The sequence below is a fragment of the Massilia hydrophila genome (genome assembly GCF_020208145.1).
Taxonomy (GTDB): domain Bacteria; phylum Pseudomonadota; class Gammaproteobacteria; order Burkholderiales; family Burkholderiaceae_D; genus Telluria; species Telluria hydrophila.
This window is the reverse complement of sequence record NZ_JAHYBX010000001.1, coordinates 512,450-533,383: the sequence shown is the minus strand read 5'-3', so window position 1 is coordinate 533,383 and position 20,934 is coordinate 512,450. Positions and strand designations below refer to the sequence as shown.

General features: G+C 68.3%; 13 protein-coding genes and 1 pseudogene. 8 read left to right on the top strand and 6 right to left on the bottom strand.

Translation table 11 applies throughout. The features are described 5' to 3' along the window. Positions 1-72 precede the first annotated feature (72 nt). A complete protein-coding gene (locus LE190_RS02355) occupies positions 73-3,276 on the bottom strand; it encodes an error-prone DNA polymerase (RefSeq protein ID WP_225237207.1) in 3,204 nt (1,067 codons plus the stop codon). A gap of 99 nt (positions 3,277-3,375) precedes the next feature. Between LE190_RS02355 and LE190_RS02350 the strand changes: the two genes are divergently transcribed. The 7 genes from LE190_RS02350 (at position 3,376) to LE190_RS02320 (ending at position 13,104) form a co-directional block, all read left to right on the top strand. Then, positions 3,376-4,158 carry a PhzF family phenazine biosynthesis protein gene (locus LE190_RS02350; protein ID WP_225237206.1) on the top strand — a complete coding sequence of 261 codons (783 nt, stop codon included), beginning with the start codon at positions 3,376-3,378 and terminating at the stop codon, positions 4,156-4,158. 102 nt (positions 4,159-4,260) lie between these two features. Further along, complete coding sequence (locus tag LE190_RS02345) at positions 4,261-4,749, top strand: RcnB family protein (RefSeq protein WP_225237205.1); 489 nt, start codon at positions 4,261-4,263, stop codon at positions 4,747-4,749. A gap of 153 nt (positions 4,750-4,902) precedes the next feature. Then, positions 4,903-6,744 (top strand): M61 family metallopeptidase, encoded by a 1,842-nt coding sequence (locus LE190_RS02340; RefSeq protein WP_225237204.1) that lies wholly within the window; start codon positions 4,903-4,905, stop codon positions 6,742-6,744. 207 nt (positions 6,745-6,951) lie between these two features. After that, the gene (locus LE190_RS02335; RefSeq protein ID WP_225237203.1) at positions 6,952-9,393 is read left to right on the top strand and encodes a TonB-dependent receptor plug domain-containing protein; all 2,442 of its coding nucleotides are present in this window, start codon (positions 6,952-6,954) and stop codon (positions 9,391-9,393) included. A gap of 188 nt (positions 9,394-9,581) precedes the next feature. Beyond that, positions 9,582-11,075 (top strand): ATPase domain-containing protein, encoded by a 1,494-nt coding sequence (locus tag LE190_RS02330; protein ID WP_225237202.1) that lies wholly within the window; start codon positions 9,582-9,584, stop codon positions 11,073-11,075. Beyond that, positions 11,062-12,783, top strand: coding sequence for a response regulator (locus LE190_RS02325; protein WP_225237201.1), 1,722 nt, complete (start codon positions 11,062-11,064; stop codon positions 12,781-12,783). The genes LE190_RS02330 and LE190_RS02325 overlap by 14 nt, the downstream gene beginning before the upstream one ends. A 120-nt stretch (positions 12,784-12,903) precedes the next feature. Then, positions 12,904-13,104 (top strand): hypothetical protein, encoded by a 201-nt coding sequence (locus tag LE190_RS02320; RefSeq protein ID WP_225237200.1) that lies wholly within the window; start codon positions 12,904-12,906, stop codon positions 13,102-13,104. A 103-nt stretch (positions 13,105-13,207) separates the two neighbouring features. Here the strand turns inward: LE190_RS02320 and LE190_RS02315 are convergent, their stop codons facing one another. Further along, positions 13,208-13,459 carry an antitoxin Xre/MbcA/ParS toxin-binding domain-containing protein gene (locus tag LE190_RS02315; RefSeq protein WP_225237199.1) on the bottom strand — a complete coding sequence of 84 codons (252 nt, stop codon included), beginning with the start codon at positions 13,457-13,459 and terminating at the stop codon, positions 13,208-13,210. Positions 13,460-13,468: 9 nt separating this feature from the next. Next, positions 13,469-14,594, bottom strand: a pseudogene (locus LE190_RS02310) (branched-chain amino acid ABC transporter substrate-binding protein). A 274-nt stretch (positions 14,595-14,868) separates the two neighbouring features. Between LE190_RS02310 and LE190_RS02305 the strand changes: the two are divergent. Next, positions 14,869-17,244, top strand: a complete 2,376-nt coding sequence (locus LE190_RS02305; protein ID WP_225237198.1) for a PAS domain-containing protein — start codon at positions 14,869-14,871, stop codon at positions 17,242-17,244. Here the strand turns inward: LE190_RS02305 and LE190_RS02300 are convergent. Genes LE190_RS02300 through LE190_RS02290 form a run of 3 tightly spaced genes read right to left on the bottom strand, consistent with a single transcriptional unit; the run spans position 17,233 to position 20,839 of the window. Continuing rightward, positions 17,233-18,609: an ATP-binding protein gene (locus LE190_RS02300; protein ID WP_225237197.1), complete on the bottom strand. Its 1,377-nt coding sequence runs from the start codon at positions 18,607-18,609 to the stop codon at positions 17,233-17,235. The two genes, LE190_RS02305 and LE190_RS02300, sit on opposite strands and share 12 nt — an antisense overlap. Next, positions 18,606-19,268 carry a response regulator gene (locus tag LE190_RS02295; protein WP_225237196.1) on the bottom strand — a complete coding sequence of 221 codons (663 nt, stop codon included), beginning with the start codon at positions 19,266-19,268 and terminating at the stop codon, positions 18,606-18,608. The genes LE190_RS02300 and LE190_RS02295 overlap by 4 nt, the downstream gene beginning before the upstream one ends. Positions 19,269-19,315: 47 nt before the next feature. After that, the gene (locus LE190_RS02290) at positions 19,316-20,839 is read right to left on the bottom strand and encodes a Do family serine endopeptidase (RefSeq protein ID WP_225237195.1); all 1,524 of its coding nucleotides are present in this window, start codon (positions 20,837-20,839) and stop codon (positions 19,316-19,318) included. Between the last annotated feature and the right edge of the window lie 95 nt (positions 20,840-20,934).

The window sequence follows — 20,934 nt, the reverse complement described above, 5'->3', positions numbered from 1 at the left end:
CCGGACGATCCGGACCGGCGGCAAGGAGTGTAGTAAATGATAACAGTATCCGGTGCGCGCGGCGGGGGCCGCTCAGCAGAAATCGCGGCTCGGCGCGCGCAGCCGTCCGAGCAGGTGCGACATGTCGACCAGCCGCTTGGCCACCAGGTGGCGCACTTCGCCCTGGCGCTGCCAGATGCCGTACACCCCGAGCAGGGGCGCGTGCAGCACTTCGCGCCGCTGCTGCTCCACCAGGGTCGGCCAGACGATCACGTTGACGTTCCCGGTCTCGTCTTCCAGCGTCATGAACAGCACGCCCTTGGCGGTGCCGGGGCGCTGGCGCACCGTCACCAGGCCGCAGGCGCGCGCCAGCTGGCCATCGGCGTAATCGGCCAGCGCGGAGGCCGGCATGAAGCGCCTGGCCAGCAAGCCGGCGCGCAGCAGGGCCAGCGGATGACGGCCCAGGCTGAGCCCCTGGGCCCGGTAGTCGCCCACGATCTGCTCGCCCTCGGAAGGCGCATCCAGCCGCGGCGCCTCTTCGCGCGGCGTGGTCGGGCGCAGCAGGTCGCGCTCGGGCACCGCGCCCACCGCCTGCCACAGCGCCTCGCGCCGGTGCCCGGCCAGCGAGCGCAGCGCGTCGGCGGCGGCCAGCACCTGCAGGTCGGTCCGGTCAAGGTCGGCGCGGCGCGCCAGGTCGGCCACGCTGTCGAAGGGCCGCACGGCGCGCGCCATCTCGATGCGCAGGGCGGGCTCCTGCTTCATCCCGCGCAGCAGCGAGAAGCCCAGGCGCACCGCCGGCTGGCGCGTCCGGTCCACCGGATCGACTTCTTCCAGCGCCGCATCCCAGCCACTGATGGCGACGTCACAAGCACGCACCTCGATGCCATGGCGGCGCGCATCCTGCACCAGCTGCGAGGGGCTGTAGAAGCCCATCGGCTGGCTATTGAGCAGCGCGCACAGGAAAGCCGCCGGCTCGTGGCGCTTGAGCCAGGAACTGGCATAGGCCAGCAGCGCGAAGCTGGCCGCGTGCGACTCGGGAAAGCCGTATTCGCCGAAGCCCTGGATCTGGCTGAAGATCGCCTCCGCGAATTCGAGCGTGTAGCCGCGCGCCAGCATGCCCTGCACGATGCGGTCGTAGTATTGTTCCAGCCCGCCCTTGCGCTTCCAGGCCGCCATCGCGCGGCGCAGCTGGTCGGCTTCGCCCGGCGTGAAGCCGGCCCCCAGGATCGCCACCTGCATCACCTGTTCCTGGAAAATCGGCACGCCCAGCGTGCGCTCCAGCGCCACTTTCATTTCCGGGCTCGGATACTCCACCGGCTCCAGCTTCTGCCTGCGCCGCAGATAAGGATGCACCATGCCGCCCTGGATCGGGCCCGGACGCACCACCGCCACCTCGATCACCAGGTCGTAGAAGCGGCGCGGGCGCATGCGCGGCAGCATGCTCATCTGCGCGCGCGACTCGATCTGGAACACGCCCACGGTGTCGGCCGCGCAGATCATGTCGTAGGTGGCGGCATCGTCGGCCGGGATGTCCTGCATCTCGAACACCGTGTCGTGGCGCTGGCCCACCAGTTCCAGCCCGCGCCGCAGCATCGACAGCATGCCCAGCGCCAGCACGTCCACTTTCATGAGGCCGAGTTCTTCCAGGTCGTTCTTGTCCCACTGGATCACGCTGCGCTCAAGCATGCTGGCGTTCTCGATCGGCACCAGGCGCGACAGCTTGCCGCGCGCGATGACGAAGCCGCCCGGGTGCTGCGACAGGTGGCGCGGGAAGTTCAGCAGCTTGTCGGCAAGCGTGGCCCACTGCTGCGCCAGGCGCGATGCCGGGTCCAGGCCAGCCTCGGCCAGGCGCCCGAGCAGGTCGGCGCGGCTGTCGAACCAGTGGTGGGTGCGGGCCACCTTTTCGACGATGGCCAGGTCGATGCCGAGCGCGCGCCCGCTGTCGCGCAGCGCGCTCTTGGGGCGGTAGCTGATCACCACCGCCGCCAGCGCCGCCCGCTCGCGCCCGTATTTCGCATAGATGTACTGGATGACCTCCTCGCGGCGCTGGTGTTCGAAGTCGACATCGATGTCGGGCGGCTCGTTGCGCTCCTTCGAGATGAAGCGCTCGAACAGCAGGCTGGCGCGGGCCGGGTCGACCTCGGTGATGCCGAGGCAGTAGCAGACCGCCGAATTGGCGGCCGAGCCGCGTCCCTGGCACAGGATCTGCTGCGACCGGGCATAGCGCACGATGTCGTATACGGTGAGGAAGTAGTGCTCGTACTTCATCTCGGCGATCAGCCCCAGCTCGTGCTCGATCTGGGCCTGCACCTTGGCAGGAATGCCTTCGCGGAAGCGCCGGTGGGCGCCGATCCAGGTTTCCTGGCGCAGGTAGCTGCTGGCGTCGTGCCCGGGCGGCACCACTTCGTCCGGATACTCGTAGCGCAGCTCGTCCAGCGAGAAGCTGCACAGGCGCGCGATGCGCAGCGTTTCGGCCAGCGCCTCGCGGCCGTAGATGTTGGCCAGGCGCAGGCGCGAGCGCAGGTGCTGTTCGGCGTTCTGGGCCAGGCCGTAGCCGCAGTCGGCGACCGGCTTTTTCAGGCGGGTGGCGGTGAGCGTGTCCTGCAAGGGTTTACGCGAGCGCACGTGCATCACCACGTGGCCGAGGGCCGTGATCGGCAGGCCGTGCTGCCAGCCCACCTCCTCCACCGTCTCGCGGTGCGGCTCGTCGAAGGCGCGGTGCAGCAGGCACAGGCCGAGCCAGGCGCGGCCCGGGAAGGTGGTCGCCATCCAGGCCGCCTGCGCGTGCAGGCGGTCCACGTCCGCCGCCTCGTGGCCGGGATAGGACGGCAGCAGGATCGCCAGGCAGTCCGGCAGGTGGCGCAGGTGGGCGTGGCCTGGTGCGGGACGGGCCAGGTCGTCCGGGGTGAGGAAGTAGCTGCCCTTCTCGCTGCGGGTGCGGCCCAGGGTGATGAACTCCGCCAGGTTGCCGTAGCCGTTGCGGTTCTGGGCCAGCAGGACCAGCGACAGCGCCGGGCTGCCGTCCGCATGTTTCAGGTGAAAATGGGCGCCGATCACCAGCGGCAGGCCGGCCTTCTTCGCTTCCGCATGGGCGCGCACCACCCCGGCCAGCGAGCATTCGTCGGTCAGCGCCAGCGCGAAATAATCCAGCTGCACCGCGCGCGCCACCAGTTCCTCCGGATGCGAGGCCCCTTCCAGGAAGGAGAAGTTCGACAGGCAGAACAGCTCCGCATAGGGAGGCAGGGCCTGTGGCTGCGCTGGCTGCGGTGGCGGAAAATGCGGGAGTGGCGCGGTCATCGGCAGGCTGGGATCGGAAAGGCTACAATGCTAGTCAAACCAGCAATACTGTATAAAAACACAGTATATCCGAGACAGCCCGTCCAACAAGGAATTCGCATGCAGATCCATGCCCTGCACTGCTTCGGCGCCGCGCCGGGCAGCGGCAACCCCGCCCTCGTGATCGAGGGCGGCGCGCCCGACGCGGCCGCGCGCGCCGCTTTTGCCAGGGCCCGCAACACCACCTGCGTCTTTCTCGATGCGGGGGTCGTCGATTTCCACTACCCGCATGCGCGCAGCCCGCTCTGCCTGCACGCGACGCTGGCCGTGACCCATGTGCTGTTCGCGCGCCAGCCGGAGGCGCCGGTACTGGCGGTCAGCACCGCGCTGCGCGGCCAGCGCCTGGAACTGCTGCGCGACGGCGATGCCTGCTACGTGCGGCTGCAGGCGCAGGCGGTGGCCCAGCCGGCGCCCGTGCCCGGACTGCTGGCGGCAATGGGGATCGCGCCCGTATCGGCGCCCTGCGCCGCCTCGGTCGGCAGCCCGAAGCTGCTGGTGGAAGTGGCCGATGCGGCGGCCCTGCACGGCCTGGCCCCGGACCGCGCGGCGCTCGCCGCCCTCCATGCCTGGGGCGCGCAGGCCGGCATCAACGGCATCTACGCCTGGTGCCGGCTGCCCGACGGCCGCTTCGAAGGCCGCAACTTCAACCACCTCGACCCGGCGCTGGAAGACAGCGCCACCGGCGTGGCCGCGGGCGCCCTCACTGTCCTGCTCGGACACGGCATCACGCTGCTGCAAGGACGCGCCAGCGGCCGCTCCTGCCTGATCTCCACGCGCGTGGCGCCTGGCGCCGTCCTGGTCGGCGGCCGCGTCGAAGCCGATGCCGGCGTCCGGCAGGCCTGAAACGTTTGCTTGCAAAGCTTACCGCCTCGCTTCACCTGTCCGGCCCGGTTCGCGGTGTAATGCTCCCATCGCGAAAGCACAACGCCTCACCAGGAGAACGACATGAAATCGACCTTGTTTGCATCGGCACTGATTGCCCTGACCATGGCCACCAGCGGGAGCGCCTACGCCCAGCGCAACGATCATGGCTACGACCGCGACCAGCGCAACGGCTACGCCCATGGACAGGACCAGCGCCGCCATGACAACGATCGACGTGACGGCATGCGCGGCAACGACCGCGATCATCGTGACTATCGCGACAATCGCGACCACCGTGGCAACGGCCACGACTTGCGCGGCCAGGACCGCTACTACGATGCCCGCCACCACGTCCGCGACGACCGGCGCGGGGCCGGTCCGCGCCACAACCTGCGCCGCGGCCAGCGCCTGGACCGCGAGTACCGCGATAGCCGCTACGTCGTCAGCGACTGGCGCGCACGCCACCTGAGCGCGCCCCCGCGCGGGCACCACTGGGTCCGCGCCGGCAACGACTACGTGCTGGCCGCCATCGCCACCGGCCTGATCGCCCAGGTCCTGCTCGGCAACTAGGACAGGCCTTCGGACCGGACCGCGCCACGCCTGGCGCGGTTTTTTTTCGTCCCGCCGCCGCCCGTATTGACGGCATCACGCACGCTGTGCGCCGCACGCGAGCTGGTATACACTTCCGCGCACGCTCCACCGGAGCCCATCCATATCGCGGACATGAAACCACAACTCCTTTCCTACGCCCTCCCCTCGCTTCTCTCCGTGCTGCTGCTCGGCGCCGCTTCCTGCGCGCGCGCCGACGTCGACTACCAGCTGAAGATCACGGACGCCGCCCAGCACCTGGCCGAGGTGCGCGCCACCTTCCCGGCCACGCAAGGCACGACGCTGGATGTGCAAATGCCGAACTGGCGCACCGGCCGCTACAACATGCTCAACCTCGCCAATGGCGTGCGCCTGTTCAAGGCCTTCGACGCCAAGGGCCAGGCGCTGCCGGTCGCCAAGAGCGACAAGGGCACCTGGCAGGTCAGGACCAAGCCGGGCGACGCGGTCACCGTGCAGTACGAGCTGTATGCCAATACCCTGGGCGAGCGCACCCGCCACATCGACGACACCCATGCCTACCTCGATGCCAGCGGCGTGTTCGTGTATGCCGCGCCGTTCCGCAAGGAGAAGGTGAATGTGAAGCTGGAGGTGCCGCAGGGCTGGAAGTCGCGCTCGGGCATGGACGCGGGCAGCTGCGAGCACTGCTTCGTCGCGGCCGACTACGATGTGCTGATCGACGCGCCGATCGAGACCGGCCTGCATGAGTTCTACACCGACAAGGTCGATGGCCGCACCATCGAACTGGCGATCTGGGGACGCGGCAACCACGACGGCCAGCAGATGATGAGCGACCTGAAGAAGATCGTGGCCGAGACCGCGAAACTCTACAACGGCAAGTATCCGTTCCAGCGCTACCTGTTCATCGTCCACGCCACCGATGGCGCCGGCGGCGCCACCGAGCATGCGAATTCCACCGTGATCCAGAAGCCGCGCTGGACCTTCGCGCCGCGCAAGGCCTACCAGGGCTTCCTGCGTGTGGCCGCGCACGAGTTCTACCATACCTGGAACGTCAAGGCCTACCGTCCGAAGGAGATGGTGCCCTACGACTACCAGAACGAGAACTACAACCGCCTGCTGTGGATCGCCGAAGGCCACACCTCCTATTTCGAGGAACTGATCGTGCTGCGCGCCGGCCTCGTCAAGCGCGACGAGTTCTACGAGGAGTACGCCAAGCTGATCGACGACTACCAGCACCAGCCGGGCCGCTTCCAGCAAAGCGCGGCCGACGCCAGCTTCGACGAATGGATCGCGGTGGGGGGCGAGCGTGCCCGCAACTCCTCGGTCAATATCTATTCCAAGGGCCAGGTGCTGGCGCTGATGATGGACCTCGAGCTGCGCCGCCAGACCGGCGGCAAGCGCGGCCTGGAAGACATGCACCGCATCCTGTTCGAAAAGCACTCCACCGCCAAGGGCGGCTATGACGTGCCGGCCGTCTTGGGCGCGCTGCGCAGCGTGAGCGGCCAGGACTGGAGCGGCTGGTGGGCCCAGTACGTGGACGGCACCGCCGAGATCCCGTTCGACAGCCTGCTGGCCGGCGCCGGCCTGCAGAAGGTGGTCGACGTGCCGAAGGACGCCGAGCAGAAGACCAAATGGTGGGCCGGCTGGACCCTGCGCGACGGCAGCGACCCGGCCGTGGTGACCGTCGTCGAGCGCGACAGCCCGGCCTGGAAGGCGGGCGTGGTGGCCGGCGACACGCTGCTGGCGGTGAACGGCCTGCGGGTGTCGGCCAAGGACATCGGCGACAAGATGTCGCTCTCGAAAACCGGTCCGTTCAAGCTGCACCTGTTCCGCCGCGACGAACTGGTGGAAATGCAGGTCGCGCCGCAGCAGCGCCCGAAGGGCAAGGCCAAGGTCAAGGTCCTCGACAAGACCAGCGCCGCGCAGCAGGCGATGAACGCCGCCTGGCTGGGCGTGGCCTGGCCGAAGGAAGATGCGGCGGCGGCCAGGAAGCCCTGAACACCTGATCCGCAGTCCGGCGGCGCGCCTGCGCCGTTAGCGACAAACGCGGCCCCGGCTCCCGCCGGCGCCGCGTTTTTTCATGCGCCCGGCCCTTGGATGGGCAATAAACGAAGGTTATATACTTACAACGTTGCGTTAATGCCACAGCGCCTTGGTGTGATCCGGTCGGATTGATTAGTATGCAATTTTCCTACGGAGAAACCGGTGCTCACACTCAAACGCCTCCCTCAGTCGGTCCTGCTCGCCCTGTACGGCGGCGCCGCATTCGCCTCCCTGATTCCCACCGCCTTCGCCCAGGACACGGCGCCAGCGCCCTCCACCACGCCGGTCGCCGCGGGCACGCCAGCCGCGGCCGCAGCGGGCCAGGACAGCGGCATCCAGAGCGTCAGCATCGTCGGCTCGCGCCGCGTCGGCAACTTCTCGGCGATCGATACACCGGTCCCGGTCGACACCATCTCGATGACCAAGGCGTCCGAACAGGGCGGCCAGTTCGACCTGGCCCAGGTCTTGAACAACGTTTCTCCTTCCTTCAACTCGACGCGCCAGACCGGCGCCGACGGCGCCGACCTGGTCGACTCCGCCGCCCTGCGCGGACTCGGTTCCGACCAGACCCTGGTGCTGGTAAACGGCAAGCGCCGCCACACCACCGCGCTGGTCAACCTGTTCGGCGCCCGCAACCGCGGCAACACCGGCACCGACATGAACGCGATTCCCGTCATGGCCATCCGTAACGTGCAGGTGCTGCGCGACGGCGCCGCCGCGCAGTACGGCTCGGACGCGATCGCCGGCGTGATCAACATCGAGCTGAAGAAGAGCCTGGGCTGCGAGATGGTGACCGGCTTTGGCCAGTACACCGAGGGCGACGGCGACAACTACCTGGCTTCGGCCTATTGCGGCGTGGCGCTGGGCGGCGGCGTACTGGGCATCACCGGCGAGTACTACGACCGCGGCCGCTCCAACCGCGCCGAGGAAGGCAACCCACGCATCATCGGCGATACCAAGTCGCAGAACAGCACGGTGTACCTGAACGGCGAATTCCCGCTAGGTGCGGGCAAGCTGTACTTCACCGCGGGCCTGCAGAACCGCGACGCCTCGTCGGCCGCCTGGGCGCGCGAAGGCCTCGGCTCCGAAGACATCCCCTCGCGCAATTCGGCCGCCATGTACCCGAACGGCTTCGTCCCCTTCATCAACGGCGATATCGACGACCGCTTCGGCAGCGTCGGCTACCGCTGGCAGCTGGGCGAATGGAATGCCGACCTGTCGCAGACCCTCGGCTACAACAGCATGCGCTACACCATCGCGAACACGCTCAATGCCTCGATCGCGAACCTGGACCTGAGCCGCGGCGGGCGCGGCGTGAGCGCGCGCACCTTCGATGCCGGCGGCTTCTCGTTCCGCCAGGCGACCACCAACCTGGACGTCTCGCGCTTCTATCCCGGCGTGGCGCAGGGCATGAACCTCGCCTTCGGCCTCGAGCACCGCCGCGAGAACTACAAGATCCGCGCCGGCGAACCGGGTTCGTATATCGACGCCGACGGCGTGGGCGTGGGCGGCAATGCCGGCAGCCAGGGCTTCCCCGGCTTCCAGCCCGGCGACCAGACCGACAGCAAGCGCCATTCGAGCGCCGCCTACCTCGACGTCGAGACCGACCTCGGCGAGCGCTTCAAGCTGCAGACCGCACTGCGCCACGAACGCTACTCGGACTTCGGCTCCACCACCACCGGCAAGCTGGCCGGCGCATATCGGGTCAACCCGGCCATGCTGCTGCGCGGCTCGGCCAGCACGGGCTTTCGCGCGCCCTCGCTGCAGCAGGTGTACTTCTCCTCCACCTTCACCGACTTCGTCAGCGGCCAGCCGCTGGACGTGGTGCTGGCGCCGAACGGCGGTCCGGTGGCCAATGCCGCCGGCATCCCCCAGCTCAAGGACGAGCAATCGAAGAGCTATACGCTGGGCCTGACCTGGTCGCCGAACGCGGCCACCTCGCTCACGGCCGACCTGTACCGCATCAACATCGACGACCGCATCGTGCTGTCGGGCCGCTTCGATGCCGACAATTACCCGGCCCTGGGTGCCACCCTGCAGCGGCTCGGCGTGGGCCAGGCCCAGTTCTTCGTCAACTCGGTCGATACCAAGACCCAGGGCCTGGACCTGACGCTGTCGCACCGCGCCAACCTCGGCCGCGGCAAGCTGAACAGCTTCCTGGCCCTGAACTTCAGCCAGACCGAGGTCACCGGCGTGCATGCCCCGAGCGCCCTGCGCGGCTTCGAGGACGTGCTGCTGTCCGAGCGCGAACGCCTGTTCATCGAGGAAGGCGCGCCGCGCCGCAAGGCCACGCTGGGCTTCGACCACAGCCTGGACAAGCTGGAGACGGCACTGCGCATCGTGCACTTCGGTCCGCAGACCCTGGGGACCTTCTCCGGGCCGCCGGTGCCGAACCAGGTGTACAAGGCACGCACCTCGGCCGACCTGTCCTTCACCTGGGCCTTCACCAGCAAGACCAGGCTTACGGTCGGCGGCACCAACATCTTCAACGTCAAGCCGAGCGAACAGGATCCGAACGAGACCGACAACGGCTTCAAGTACGAGAGCGTGCAGTTCGGTCTGAACGGCGCGGCCTGGTTCGCGCGCCTGGCGCACCGGTTCTGATCCGCGCCGGCATCGTGGCACAGCGTGCAGGGCCCCGCCAGGGGCCCTGTTCATGACACGGCCTGCCCGGCCATGTAACAGTGTGGAATTGGCACATTTGCTTGTGTATATAATGCCTTGCACATTCCTTGGCAGTACGCAGGGCCTTCATTCACATGCCGCGAGCGCGCGGCAAGCGCAGGTGCACGATGAACAGTGCCGTACAAGACCGTATTTCCACCGGCATCGCCGGCCTCGACGACATCCTGGGCGGTGGCCTGACGCCGCAGCGGATCTACCTGGTGGAGGGCTCGCCCGGTGCCGGCAAGACCACGCTCGGCCTGCAGTTCCTGCTCGACGGGGTGGCCAACCGGGAAAGCGGGCTGTACATCACGCTGTCCGAGACCGCCGACGAACTGGCCGCGGTGGCGGCCAGCCATGGCTGGGACATCGCCCCGCTCTCGGTCTATGAACTGGCAGGCGACGCCGACCTCGATCCCGATGCGCAGCAGTCGGTGTTCCACCCCTCCGAAGTGGAACTGGGCGAGACCACCCGCAACGTGATGGACCAGGTCGACGCCGTGCGTCCGGTGCGGGTGGTGTTCGACAGCCTGTCGGAACTGCGCCTGCTGGCCCAGAACCCGCTGCGCTACCGGCGCCAGATCCTCGCCCTCAAGCAGTTCTTCGCCTCGCGTGCCTGCACCGTCCTGCTCCTCGACGACAAGACCAGCCAGTCCGACCAGCACCTGCACAGCATCGCGCACGGCGTGATCAGCCTGGAGCAGATCGCCAAGGAATTCGGCAAGGAGCGCCGGCGCGTGAACATCGTCAAGATGCGCGGCATCCGCTTTCGCGGCGGCTACCACGACTACACGCTTGACACGGGCGGCATCACCATGTACCCGCGCCTGGTGGCGGCCGAGCACCTGCGCAGCTTCGTGCCCACGGTACGCTCGACCGGCTCGGAAGGCATCGACGCCCTGCTCGGCGGCGGCCTGGTGCAGGGCACCAATACCCTGATGGTCGGCCCGTCCGGCATCGGCAAGACCACGCTCTCCACGCGCTGCCTGCTGAGCGCCCTGGAACGCGGCGAAGCCGCGTCCTTCTACCTGTTCGACGAGGGCCTGGGCACCTTTTTCGCGCGCAACGAAGCGATGGGCATGCGGCTGCAGCCCTTCCTCGACCGGGGCAAGCTGCGCATCCACCACATCGATCCGGCCGAGCTGTCGCCGGGAGAATTCGCGCAGATGCTGCGCGACGCGGTCGAGCGCAACGGCGTCAGCTTCATCGTGATCGACAGCCTGAACGCCTACCTGCAGGCGATGCCGGGCGAGCAGTACCTGATCCTGCAGATGCACGAGCTGCTGTCCTACCTGAACCAGCAGGGCGTCACCACGGTGCTGGTGCTGGGCCAGCACGGCATGGTCGGCGAGGTGAAGTCCGACGTCGACCTGAGCTACCTGAGCGACAGCACGGTCCTGATGCGCTTCTTCGAATCGAACGGCCGCCTGCGGCGCGCCGTCACCGTCATCAAGAGCCGCAGCGCCGAGCATGCGCTCACCATCCACGAATTGCAGCTGGGCGCCGAGGGCATCCGTGTCGGCGCGCCGCTGGAGGGCTTCGACGGCGTGCTCACCGGCCTGCCGAGCTACCGCGGCCTGACGCCGATGATGTCGGACCTGCCGGCCCATGGCGAGCGCTAGCCCGCACGACGAACGCATCGTGCTGCTCGCGCCGCGCGGGCGCGATGCCGAGGTCATGTGCGACGTGCTGGCCCGCGATGGCGCCGCCTGCGCGCTGGTCCCGGATTTCCCCGCCATGGCCGCTGCCATCGGCGAAGGCGCCGGCATGGCCATCGTGGCCGAGGAAGCGCTGCACGGGGCCGACCTGGCGCCCCTGCTGGCCTGGCTGGCGGCGCAGGAGCCATGGTCGGATTTTCCCTTCGTGATCCTGCTCGGCAAGGCCACCGGCCCGGCCGCGGCCGGCGCCCGCGCCCGGCTCGAAGAACTGGGCAACATCATCCTGCTCGAGCGCCCGCTGAATGTGCAGACCCTGCGCAGCGCGGCCAGTTCGGCCCTGCGCGCGCGGCACCGCCAGTACCAGGCGCGCGACCTGCTGGCCGAGAGCGAGCGCACGGCGGCGCACCTGCAGCAGAGCCAGCAGGCCCTGCTCACCCTGAACGAGACCCTGGAATCGCGCATCGAGGAACGCACGCGGGCGCTGGCCGATGCCAAGGACCGCCTGATGAACGAGATGATCGAGCGCGAGCGGGTGCAGCAGGCGATGGTCCAGTTCCAGAAGATGGAAGCGGTCGGACGCCTGACCGGCGGCATCGCGCACGACTTCAACAACCTGCTCAACGTGGTCCAGGGCAGCATGGACCTGATCCTGCTGCTGTCAAAAGACGAGGCGACGCGTGCGCGCGCCGAGATCGCCCTGCGCGCCTGCCAGCGCGGCGGCAAGCTCACCAGCCAGCTGCTGGCCTTCGCGCGCAAGCAGAACCTGGACCTGCGCCCGGCTCCGGTGCAGGAACTGTTCGACGGCGTGCGCGAGCTGATCGCCGCCTCGCTCGGTTCGCGCATCGCCCTGGGCTTCGAGGTCGCGCCAGGCTGCGCGCACGTGTTCGCGGACGCCAACCAGATGGAGATGGCGCTGCTGAACCTGGCCATCAATGCGCGCGACGCCATGGAGGACGGCGGCCGGCTGCTGTTCCAGGCCGCGAATGCCTGCCCGCCGGACGGGCTGTTGCCTGCAGGGGAGTATGTGCGCATCGCGGTGTCCGACGACGGTCCGGGCATGCCGCCCGAACTGGTGGCCAAGGTGTTCGAGCCCTTCTTCACCACCAAGGAGGTCGGCAAGGGCACCGGCCTGGGCCTGAGCCAGGTCTACGGCATGGCCCAGCAGTCGGGCGGTGCGGCGCGTATCCTGAGCCAGCCGGGGGCCGGCACCACGGTCGAGATCTGGCTGCGCGCCTGGGATGGCGCCGACGCCTTGGCACCCGTGCCGGCGCCGGATGCGGTCGCCGGCATGCGGCCCGGCTCGCGCATCCTGGTGGTCGAGGACGACAACTTCGTGCGCGAATCGATCGTGCTGTCGCTCGAAGCCTTCGGACACGCGGTGACCCAGGCCGCGGACGGCGAATCCGCGCTGCGGGAACTGCGCCGCGCGCGTCCGGACCTGATCATCACCGACTACCTGATGCCCGGCATCACCGGCGCGGAACTGATGCAGCGCGCCCGTGCCGTCTTCCCCGGGATACCGATGATCATCGCCACCGGCTACGCCGACATGCAGGCGATCGACGAGGTGCTGGGCGAGGACATCCTGCTGCGCAAGCCCTTCCAGCTGGCCGAACTGGCGCGCAGCGTCGAGCGCGCGCTCGGGCGAGGCGGGCCGCAGGCGGCACTGTAGCCTGCCGGGAAAGCTGGCCATGCCGATCGCGCATGCGCATCGAGCTGGACGCCGCCGAAAACGACTCTATGCCACACTGGACGCATCGCCCTAAGGGCCATGCCATCGAAGGAGCACATCATGCATACCGAGCCGACACCGCAGCAACAGCAACAGCCGGGCCAGGAACAGGAAAGCCAGCAGCCCGGCCAGAACAAGACGATGCAGGACAAGATGAAGCAGAACTTCGACGGCCTGGAGAACAAGAAGCCGGAAGAGCTCACGCCCGAAGAGCTGCGCCTGATGGCCGACACCATGCCGGGCGAAGGCCCGGGCGACTGAGATGTTCCTGTTCTTCTCGAACAAACTCGGCTGCCTTGGCTCGATCCTGGTGTCGGTGGTGCTGACCCTGCTCGTCCTGCTCCTGTTCGGCGTGCTGTAAGCCTTACTTCTTCAGCGCGCGCACGTAGGCCAGGACTTCTTCCTCGCGTCCCGCGCCGACCGCCTGGGCGGCGCTCATGCCGCCCAGCGCGGCGCGCGCCTCGTCCATCCAGGCGCTGGCCGCCTCGTCGCCGCCCACGATGGCGCGCACCTCGTGCATCACCGTGTAGTAGGCCTGGGCCTTGCGCGACTGCTGGCCGAAGCGCGCCTTGAGCGCCGCGAAGGCATCAAGGCTGAGTGGTTCGTCGTTCGCCATGGCCGCTTCCTATTTGGTGACGGCCAGCATCGCGCGCTTGCCGCCCTTGAAGGTGTACAGCGTGATGGTGCCGTCGCGGATGTCGCCGCGCGCATCGAAGGCGATCGGCCCGGTCACGCCCTTGTACTGGATCTTTGCCAGCACCGGCAGGTACTTCGCGGGCTGCGCCGACCCGGCCTTCACCATCGCCTCGGCCATGGTCATCACCGCGTCGTAGGCATAGGGCGCGTTGATCTGCACGTCGATCCCGAAGCGCTTTTTGTAGTCCGCGCGGAAGCGCTCCATGCCGGCCCGGGCCTCGCCCTGCACCCCGCCCGCTTCGGCGCACACGACCTGGCCGTCAAGCATGGTGCCGCCCGAGCTTGTGGATCTCGTCCGAGCAGATGCCGTCGCCGCCCATCATGCGCACGTTCATGCCGAGCTGCTTCATCTGGCGCAGCATTGGACCGGCGGTCGCGCTCATGCCGCCAAAGAACACCAGGTCCGGCTTGCTGGCGCGGATGCGCGTGATGATGGCGGAAAAATCGGTCGCCTTGTCGTTCGTGAATTCCCTGGCGACGACCGTGCCGCCCTGGCGCTGCAGGCTGCGCGCGAACTCCGTGACCAGGCCCTGGCCGTAGGCGGTGCGGTCGTCCACCACGGCGACCCGCCTGGCCTTCATGTTTTTCGTCGCGTAGCTGCCCAGCGCCTGGCCCAGCTGCACGTCGTTGGCCACCACGCGGAAGGTGGTGTTGAAGCCCTGCCGGGTATACATCGGCGAGGTGGACGAGGGCGAAATCTGCGGGATGCCGGCCGCGTGGTAGATCTTCGAGGCCGGGATCGTGGTGCCCGAGGTCTCGTGGCCGACCATGCCGTTGATCTTCGCATCCACCAGCTTCTGGGCCACGGCGGTGGCCTGTTTCGGTTCGCCCGCGTCGTCCTCCGCGACCAGCTCGAAACGGACCTTCCTGCCGCCGATGCTGGCACCCTTCGCGTTGAGCGCCTCGATGGCCATGCGCGCGCCGTTCTCGGTGTCCTTGCCGAAATAGGCCACTGGCCCGGTCACGGCGGCCGCGTGGCCGATCCGCACGACTTCCTGGGCCGGGGCCAGGCCGGCTGCCGCCAGGCCAGCCAGCAAGACTGCTTGCTTCTTCATCGATTCCTCTACAATCCGGTAAGGGCCTGTGGCCCTGGTAGGCAAATATGCCATTCTACCGCCTGCGGGAGCGATGCCGGGCGCCCAGCCGCCTCCCTTGCGCAAATGACACTCATATCTGTCAAATATGCTATGGTTTGAGTTTGTCACCCGAGTCAATCAGTTTTCCCGCTTCCCTTCGGTCCCCGATCCAGGCCGGTCGGCTCACACAACAATCATGCCGGGCTTGCGGCAGCTCGCCGACTGGCAATCCACGTCAATGAAAGAGGGAAGTATGCGTTCTGGACACGAGGCGTCCGCGTCGGAGGCGGGACTTGCCGCGAGCGAGCGCGAGCTGCGCTTCGCGATCAAGGCCGGGCGGCTCGGCACCTGGAGCCTGGATCTCGCGACGGGCGAACTGCAGACCTCGGACACCTGCCGGCTCAACTTCGGCCGCGATCCGGAAGCCCCGTTCAGCTACCCCGAACTGCGCGCCGCCATCCATCCGGACGACAGCACGCGCATGGCCGATGCCGTCGAGCACAGCATCACGACCGGCGCCGATTACGACATCGAGTACCGGATCGTGACGCCGGCCGGCGCCGTGCGCTGGATCGCGATTCGCGGACAGGCCGAATACGGCAGCGATGGCCGGCCGCTGCGCATGACCGGGGTGTCGATCGACGTCACCGAGCGGCGCCGGACCGAAGACAAACTGAGCGAAAGCGAGGCGCGCTACCGCACCCTGTTCGACTCGATCGACGAGGGGTTCTGCGTGGTCGAGTTCATCGACGGCCCACACGGCCCGCTGTCCGATTACGTGCACCTGGAAGCGAACCCGGCCTACCTGCGCCATGCCGGGATTCCCGACATCGTCGGCAAGACAGGCCGTGCGCTGCTGACGGAAGGCGAGGCGGACGCCTGGGTGGCGATCTTCCGGAACGTACTGGAAACGGGCCAGCCGCTGCGCTTCGAGCGCGCGCTCGAAGCAACCGACCGCTACCTCGAGGTGGCGTGCTCGCGCATCGAACCCGCCGCCCGGCGGCAGGTGGCGATCATTTTCCAGGACGTGAGCGCGCGCAGGCTGGCGGAGAGCAGGCTGCGCGAACTGAACGAGACCCTGGAAAGCCAGGTGGCCGAGCGCACGGCCGAGCGCGACCAGCTCTGGAAGCTGTCCCAGGACATGCTGGCCCGCGCCAACTTCGAGGGCACCATGTCGGCCGTCAGCCCGGCATGGACCCGGGTCCTAGGCTGGAGCGAAGCCGAACTGCTGTCGCGCCCCTACGCCAGCTTCATGCATCCGGACGACATGCCGCCCACGCTGGAAGCGATCGGACGCATGGCCGAGACGCACCAGCCGGCCCGCTTCGAGAACCGCATCGCCACCTGCGAAGGTGGCTGGAAGCACATCGAGTGGACCGTCACGCCTGAGCTCGACGGCGAGAACTTCGTCGCCATCGGGCGCGACCTCAGCCTGAACAAAGCGCGCGAGGCCGAGCTCGAACAGGCCCGGCAATCCCTGCGCCAGTCGCAGAAGATGGAAGCGGTCGGCCAGCTCACCGGCGGCCTGGCGCACGACTTCAACAACCTGCTCGCCTCGATCAGCGGCGGCCTGCAGGTGCTCAAGCTCAAGCTGCATCGCGGCCAGCTGGCCGGGCTGGAACGCTATATCGAGATCGGCGAATCCTCGGTGCGCCGCGCCGCTTCGCTCACGCAGCGGCTGCTGGCCTTCTCGCGCCGGCAGACGCTCGATCCCAAGCCGGTCGACGTCAACCGGCTGATCGCCGGGATGGAGGAACTGGTGCGCCACTCGATCGGCCCGATGATCGAACTGGAGGTGCTTGGTGCGCGCGACCTGTGGCTGACCAGGGTCGATCCGCCCCAGCTCGAGAATGCGCTGCTCAACCTGTGCATCAACGCGCGCGACGCGATGATGCCGGGCGGCGGGAAGCTGACGCTGGCGACGGCCAACGCGTGGATCGATGAGCGCGATCCGCGAGGCGACATGCCGCCGGGACAGTACATCTCCCTGTGCGTGTCCGACACCGGCACCGGCATGAATCCCGACATCGTTGCGCGCATCTTCGACCCCTTCTTCACCACCAAGCCCCTGGGCGAAGGCACCGGCCTGGGATTGTCGATGGTGTACGGTTTCGTGCGCCAGTCCGGCGGCCAGGTGCGGGTGCATTCGGAACCGGGACGCGGGACGCGCATGTGCCTGTACATGCCGCGCCATGCCGGCCCCGCGCTGGCGGAACCGGCGCCCGCCGTGCTGCCGGCCAGCGCGGGCCAGGGCGAGACGGTCGTGCTGATCGAGGACGAGCGTGCACTGCGCGAGATCGTCGAGGAAGTGCTGCGCGACGCCGGCTATCGCGTGCTCACCGCGCAGGACGGCCCGACCGGGCTGCAGATACTTAACTCCGATACGCGGGTCGATCTGCTGGTGACGGATGTCGGCCTGCCCGGCGGCCTGAACGGCCGCCAGGTGGCCGATGCCGCGCGGCTGCAGCGTCCCGGTTTGAAGGTGCTGTTCGTGACCGGCTACGCCAACACGGCGGCGGTCGGGAATGGACGCCTGGCGCCGGGCATGGAGGTGATCACGAAACCGTTCGAGATCAGCGCCCTCACCTACAGGGTGCGGGCCCTGATCGACACCCGGCTAGCGCACTGACAGTTCCGGGAAGCAGACGGTGGCCGACAGGCCGCCCAGGCGCTCCGAGCGGCCCAGCGCCAGGGTGGCGCCGTGGCGTTCGGCGATGGCCTTGATGATCGCCAGTCCCAGCCCGCTGCCGGCCGCTTCGCTGCCGGCCACGCGGTAGAAGCGGTCGAACACGCGCTCGCGTTCCTCGGGCGGGATGCCGGGGCCACTGTCCTCGACCGTCACGGTGACGCCGCAGCCGTCTTTGGGGCCGCCCTGGCCGGCCTGGCTGCGCACCGAGATGTCGGCGGTACCGCCGGCCGGGGTGTACTTGATCGCGTTGTCGACCAGGTTGCGCAGCAGGATGTGCAGCGCGTCCGGCTGCCCCTCGACGGTGGCGGCATCGGCTTGGTGGATGCCGACGTCCACGCCTTTCGCAGCCGCCACGCCGGCCAGTTCGGCCACGGTGCGGCGCGCCAGTTCGGCCAGGTCGACCGGACGGGCGCTGGCGCCGGTGGCGGCGGCTTCCTGGCGCGCCAGCACCAGGAGCTGCTCGACCAGGCGGGTGGCGCGGTCGATGCCGGCGGTCAGGCGCGACACGGCCAGCTTGCGCGCCTCGAGCGACTCGGCGCGTTCCAGGCTCTGGGCCTGCAGGCGCAGGGCCGCCAGCGGCGTGCGCAGTTCGTGGGCGGCGTCAGCCACGAAGGTCTGCTGGGCGTCGAAGGCGGTCTTCACACGACCGAACAGCAGGTTCAGTTCCTGTACCAGCGGCCGCACCTCGTCGGGCAGGCCGGCTTCCGACACCGGCGACAGGTCGTCGGCCTGGCGCGAGGCCACCTGCGAGCGCACCCGCGCCACCGGTTCCAGTGAACCGCTCACAATCCACCACACCACCAGCATCAGGATCGGCATCATCACCGCGATCGGGCCCAGGGTACGCAGGGCCAGGTTGCCGGCCATGTTGCGGCGCACGGCCAGGTCCTGGGCTACCTGCACGGTCTGGTTTTCGGCCTGGATCGAGAACACCCGGTACACGGTGTTGTTGGCCTTGACGTTGGAGAAGCCCAGCACCGCGCGCTGCGGCAGCTTGGCGCGCGAGACGCTGTGGAACACCTGCACGCCGTCGGGAGACCACATCTGCACCACCATGTCGTCGCTGCCGCCGGTCTCGCTCTTGGCCTCCAGCCGCTGCTGCGCCTCGGTGTTCGACAGCGGGGTGCTCGAGCGCAGCGACAGCGCCATCTGCTGCATGTGGTAGTCGAAGATCTGGTCGGCGTCCTCGCGCGCGGTGCGGTAGGCGATCGCGCCCTGCGCCAGCGCGGCCATGGTGATCGCCGCCAGCAGGAACCACAACAGACGCCCGCGCAGCGAATGGGTCATCCGGGGCCGCAGTTTCATGCCTTGGGCACCATGTAGCCGACGCCGCGCACGTTCTGGATCAAGTCGCTGCCGAGCTTCTTGCGCAGGCCGTGGATGTAGACCTCGACCGCGTTGCTGGACACTTCGTCGCGCCAGCTGTACAGCTTTTCTTCGAGCTGGGCACGCGACAGCACGGCCCCAGGCCGCGCCACCAGGGCTTCCAGCACCGCCCACTCGCGCGCCGACAGCGCCACGTTGGCGCCGTCCACCATCACTTCGCGGGTGGCCGGGTTGACCGAGATGTTCTTGTACTCGAAGACCGGTTCGGCACGCCCGGCGGCGCGGCGCAGCAGCGCGCGGATGCGCGCCAGCAGTTCATCGAGATCGTAGGGCTTGAGGACGTAGTCGTCGGCGCCGGCATCCAGGCCGGCGATGCGCTGGGCCACCGAGTCGCGCGCGGTGGCGACCAGCACCGGGGTGCGGTCCTTGCGCGCGCGCATCGAGCGCAGCACTTCCAGGCCATCCTTGCGCGGCAGGCCCAGGTCGAGCAGGACCAGGTCGTAGTTCTGGTTCTGCAGCAGGGCCGTATCGGCCATCTCGCCGTCCTTGACCCAGTCGACGGCGTAGTGCTCGGCCCTGAGCAGGTCGAGCACCACTTCGCCGATCATCGTATCGTCTTCCACCAGCAATAGGCGCATACATTCCTCGTTGTTGACACCGTGCCGGTGGCGGACGCTTCGCCTCCTCAGCCGATCCGCACCGGAATGAAGATTTTGGCATCCCCGCGCTGGATCAGCAAGGCCACCGATTTGGAGGCCTTGCCCATCACGTCGCGCACCTGCTCGACCGAGTTCACCGGACGGCCGTTGATCGAGATGAGCACGTCACCCGGCTCGACACCGGCCATGGCTGCCGCGCCGGCCGCATCCTCGATCACCAGGCCGGTGGCGATGCCGCTCTGGCGGCGCTCGATCGGCTCGAGCGGACGCAGGGCCAGTCCGAGCTTGGCGCCGCCGTCGGACGACTGGGCCAGCTCTTCCTGTGGCGCGCGTTTGGCTTTCTCGTTGGCGTCGCCCAGGGTCGCGTCGATGCGCACCAGCTTGCCGTCGCGCCAGACGTCGAGGCTGGCGCGCTCGCCCGGCCGCGACAGCGCGATGATGCTCGACAGGTCGCCATAGGACACGATCGGCTTGCCGTTCACGCGGCGGATCACGTCGCCGGACTTCAGGCCGGCGCGCTCGGCCGGGCTGCCCCGCTCGACGCTCGAGACCAGGGCGCCTTCGGGCGAATCGAGGCGGAAGGAATCGGCGAAGGCCTGGCCGACTTCCTGCACGTTCACGCCCAGCTTGGCGTGCTGCGCCTTGCCGGTGGCGACGATCTGGTCCTTGATCTTGACGGCGACGTCGATCGGGATCGCGAACGACAGGCCCTGGTAGCCGCCGGTCTGGCTATAGATCTGCGAGTTGATGCCCACCACTTCGCCGCGCGTGTTGAACAGCGGGCCGCCCGAGTTGCCGGGATTGACCGCGACGTCGGTCTGGATGAAGGGCACCACGCCGTCCTGCAGCGAGCGGCCAGTGGCGCTCACCACGCCAGCGGTGACGGTGCTCTCCAGGCCATAGGGCGAACCGATGGCCAGCACCCACTCGCCCACCAGCAGGGAACGCGACTGGCCAAGCGGCACGGTCGGCAGGTTTTTCGCATCGATCTTCAGCACGGCCACGTCGGTGCGCGGGTCGGCGCCCAGCACCTTGGCGCGGAATTCGCGGCGGTCCTGCAGCTTGACGGTGACTTCGTCGGCGCCCTGCACCACGTGGGCATTGGTCAGGATGACGCCGTCCGGGCTTACGATGAAGCCCGATCCGGCGCCGAAAACGGGAGCCGGCGCTTCCCGGCCGCCGCCGAAGCGCGGGTCCTGGAACTGCCGGAAGAATTCATACAGGGGATGGCCTGGCGGGATCTGGGGCATGTTGCCGCGATTCGCGGTCTTCATGCCACCCATCACGCGGATGTTCACCACCGCCTTGCCGTTCTGCGAGGCGATGCGGGTGAAGTCGGGCAGGGTCACGGTGGCGGCCGGGGCGGCCGCTGCGACAGCAGGTGCCGGCGCCGCGGCCGGCGCCGGTGCAGCGGCTGCCGCCGTTTCGGCTGCAACGTTGTTGTGGTTGACGGCGAGCGCACCGACCGCTCCGCCGATGACGCCCGCGGCACACAGGGCCAGCGTGAGGCGTTTGGCAGTGATGGCAGTGACGGCACCTTCGTTACGCATTATGTGCTCCTGATGGAAAATGGTTGACCGATGTTGGTATCTATCGATGAGCATAGTTTCCCAAAGCTGGCTTAGAACATGCTTAAGCTGGCAAT

What these genes read in the sequence shown, in the direction of transcription:
- LE190_RS02355 (WP_225237207.1), bottom strand. Translation starts at nt 3,276, where the DNA reads ATGACCGCGCCACTCCCGCATTTTCCGCCACCGCAGCCAGCGCAGCCA.
- LE190_RS02350 (WP_225237206.1), top strand. Translation starts at nt 3,376, where the DNA reads ATGCAGATCCATGCCCTGCACTGCTTCGGCGCCGCGCCGGGCAGCGGC.
- LE190_RS02345 (WP_225237205.1), top strand. Translation starts at nt 4,261, where the DNA reads ATGAAATCGACCTTGTTTGCATCGGCACTGATTGCCCTGACCATGGCC.
- LE190_RS02340 (WP_225237204.1), top strand. Translation starts at nt 4,903, where the DNA reads ATGAAACCACAACTCCTTTCCTACGCCCTCCCCTCGCTTCTCTCCGTG.
- LE190_RS02330 (WP_225237202.1), top strand. Translation starts at nt 9,582, where the DNA reads ATGAACAGTGCCGTACAAGACCGTATTTCCACCGGCATCGCCGGCCTC.
- LE190_RS02325 (WP_225237201.1), top strand. Translation starts at nt 11,062, where the DNA reads ATGGCGAGCGCTAGCCCGCACGACGAACGCATCGTGCTGCTCGCGCCG.
- LE190_RS02320 (WP_225237200.1), top strand. Translation starts at nt 12,904, where the DNA reads ATGCATACCGAGCCGACACCGCAGCAACAGCAACAGCCGGGCCAGGAA.
- LE190_RS02315 (WP_225237199.1), bottom strand. Translation starts at nt 13,459, where the DNA reads ATGGCGAACGACGAACCACTCAGCCTTGATGCCTTCGCGGCGCTCAAG.
- LE190_RS02305 (WP_225237198.1), top strand. Translation starts at nt 14,869, where the DNA reads ATGCGTTCTGGACACGAGGCGTCCGCGTCGGAGGCGGGACTTGCCGCG.
- LE190_RS02300 (WP_225237197.1), bottom strand. Translation starts at nt 18,609, where the DNA reads ATGAAACTGCGGCCCCGGATGACCCATTCGCTGCGCGGGCGTCTGTTG.
- LE190_RS02295 (WP_225237196.1), bottom strand. Translation starts at nt 19,268, where the DNA reads ATGCGCCTATTGCTGGTGGAAGACGATACGATGATCGGCGAAGTGGTG.
- LE190_RS02290 (WP_225237195.1), bottom strand. Translation starts at nt 20,839, where the DNA reads ATGCGTAACGAAGGTGCCGTCACTGCCATCACTGCCAAACGCCTCACG.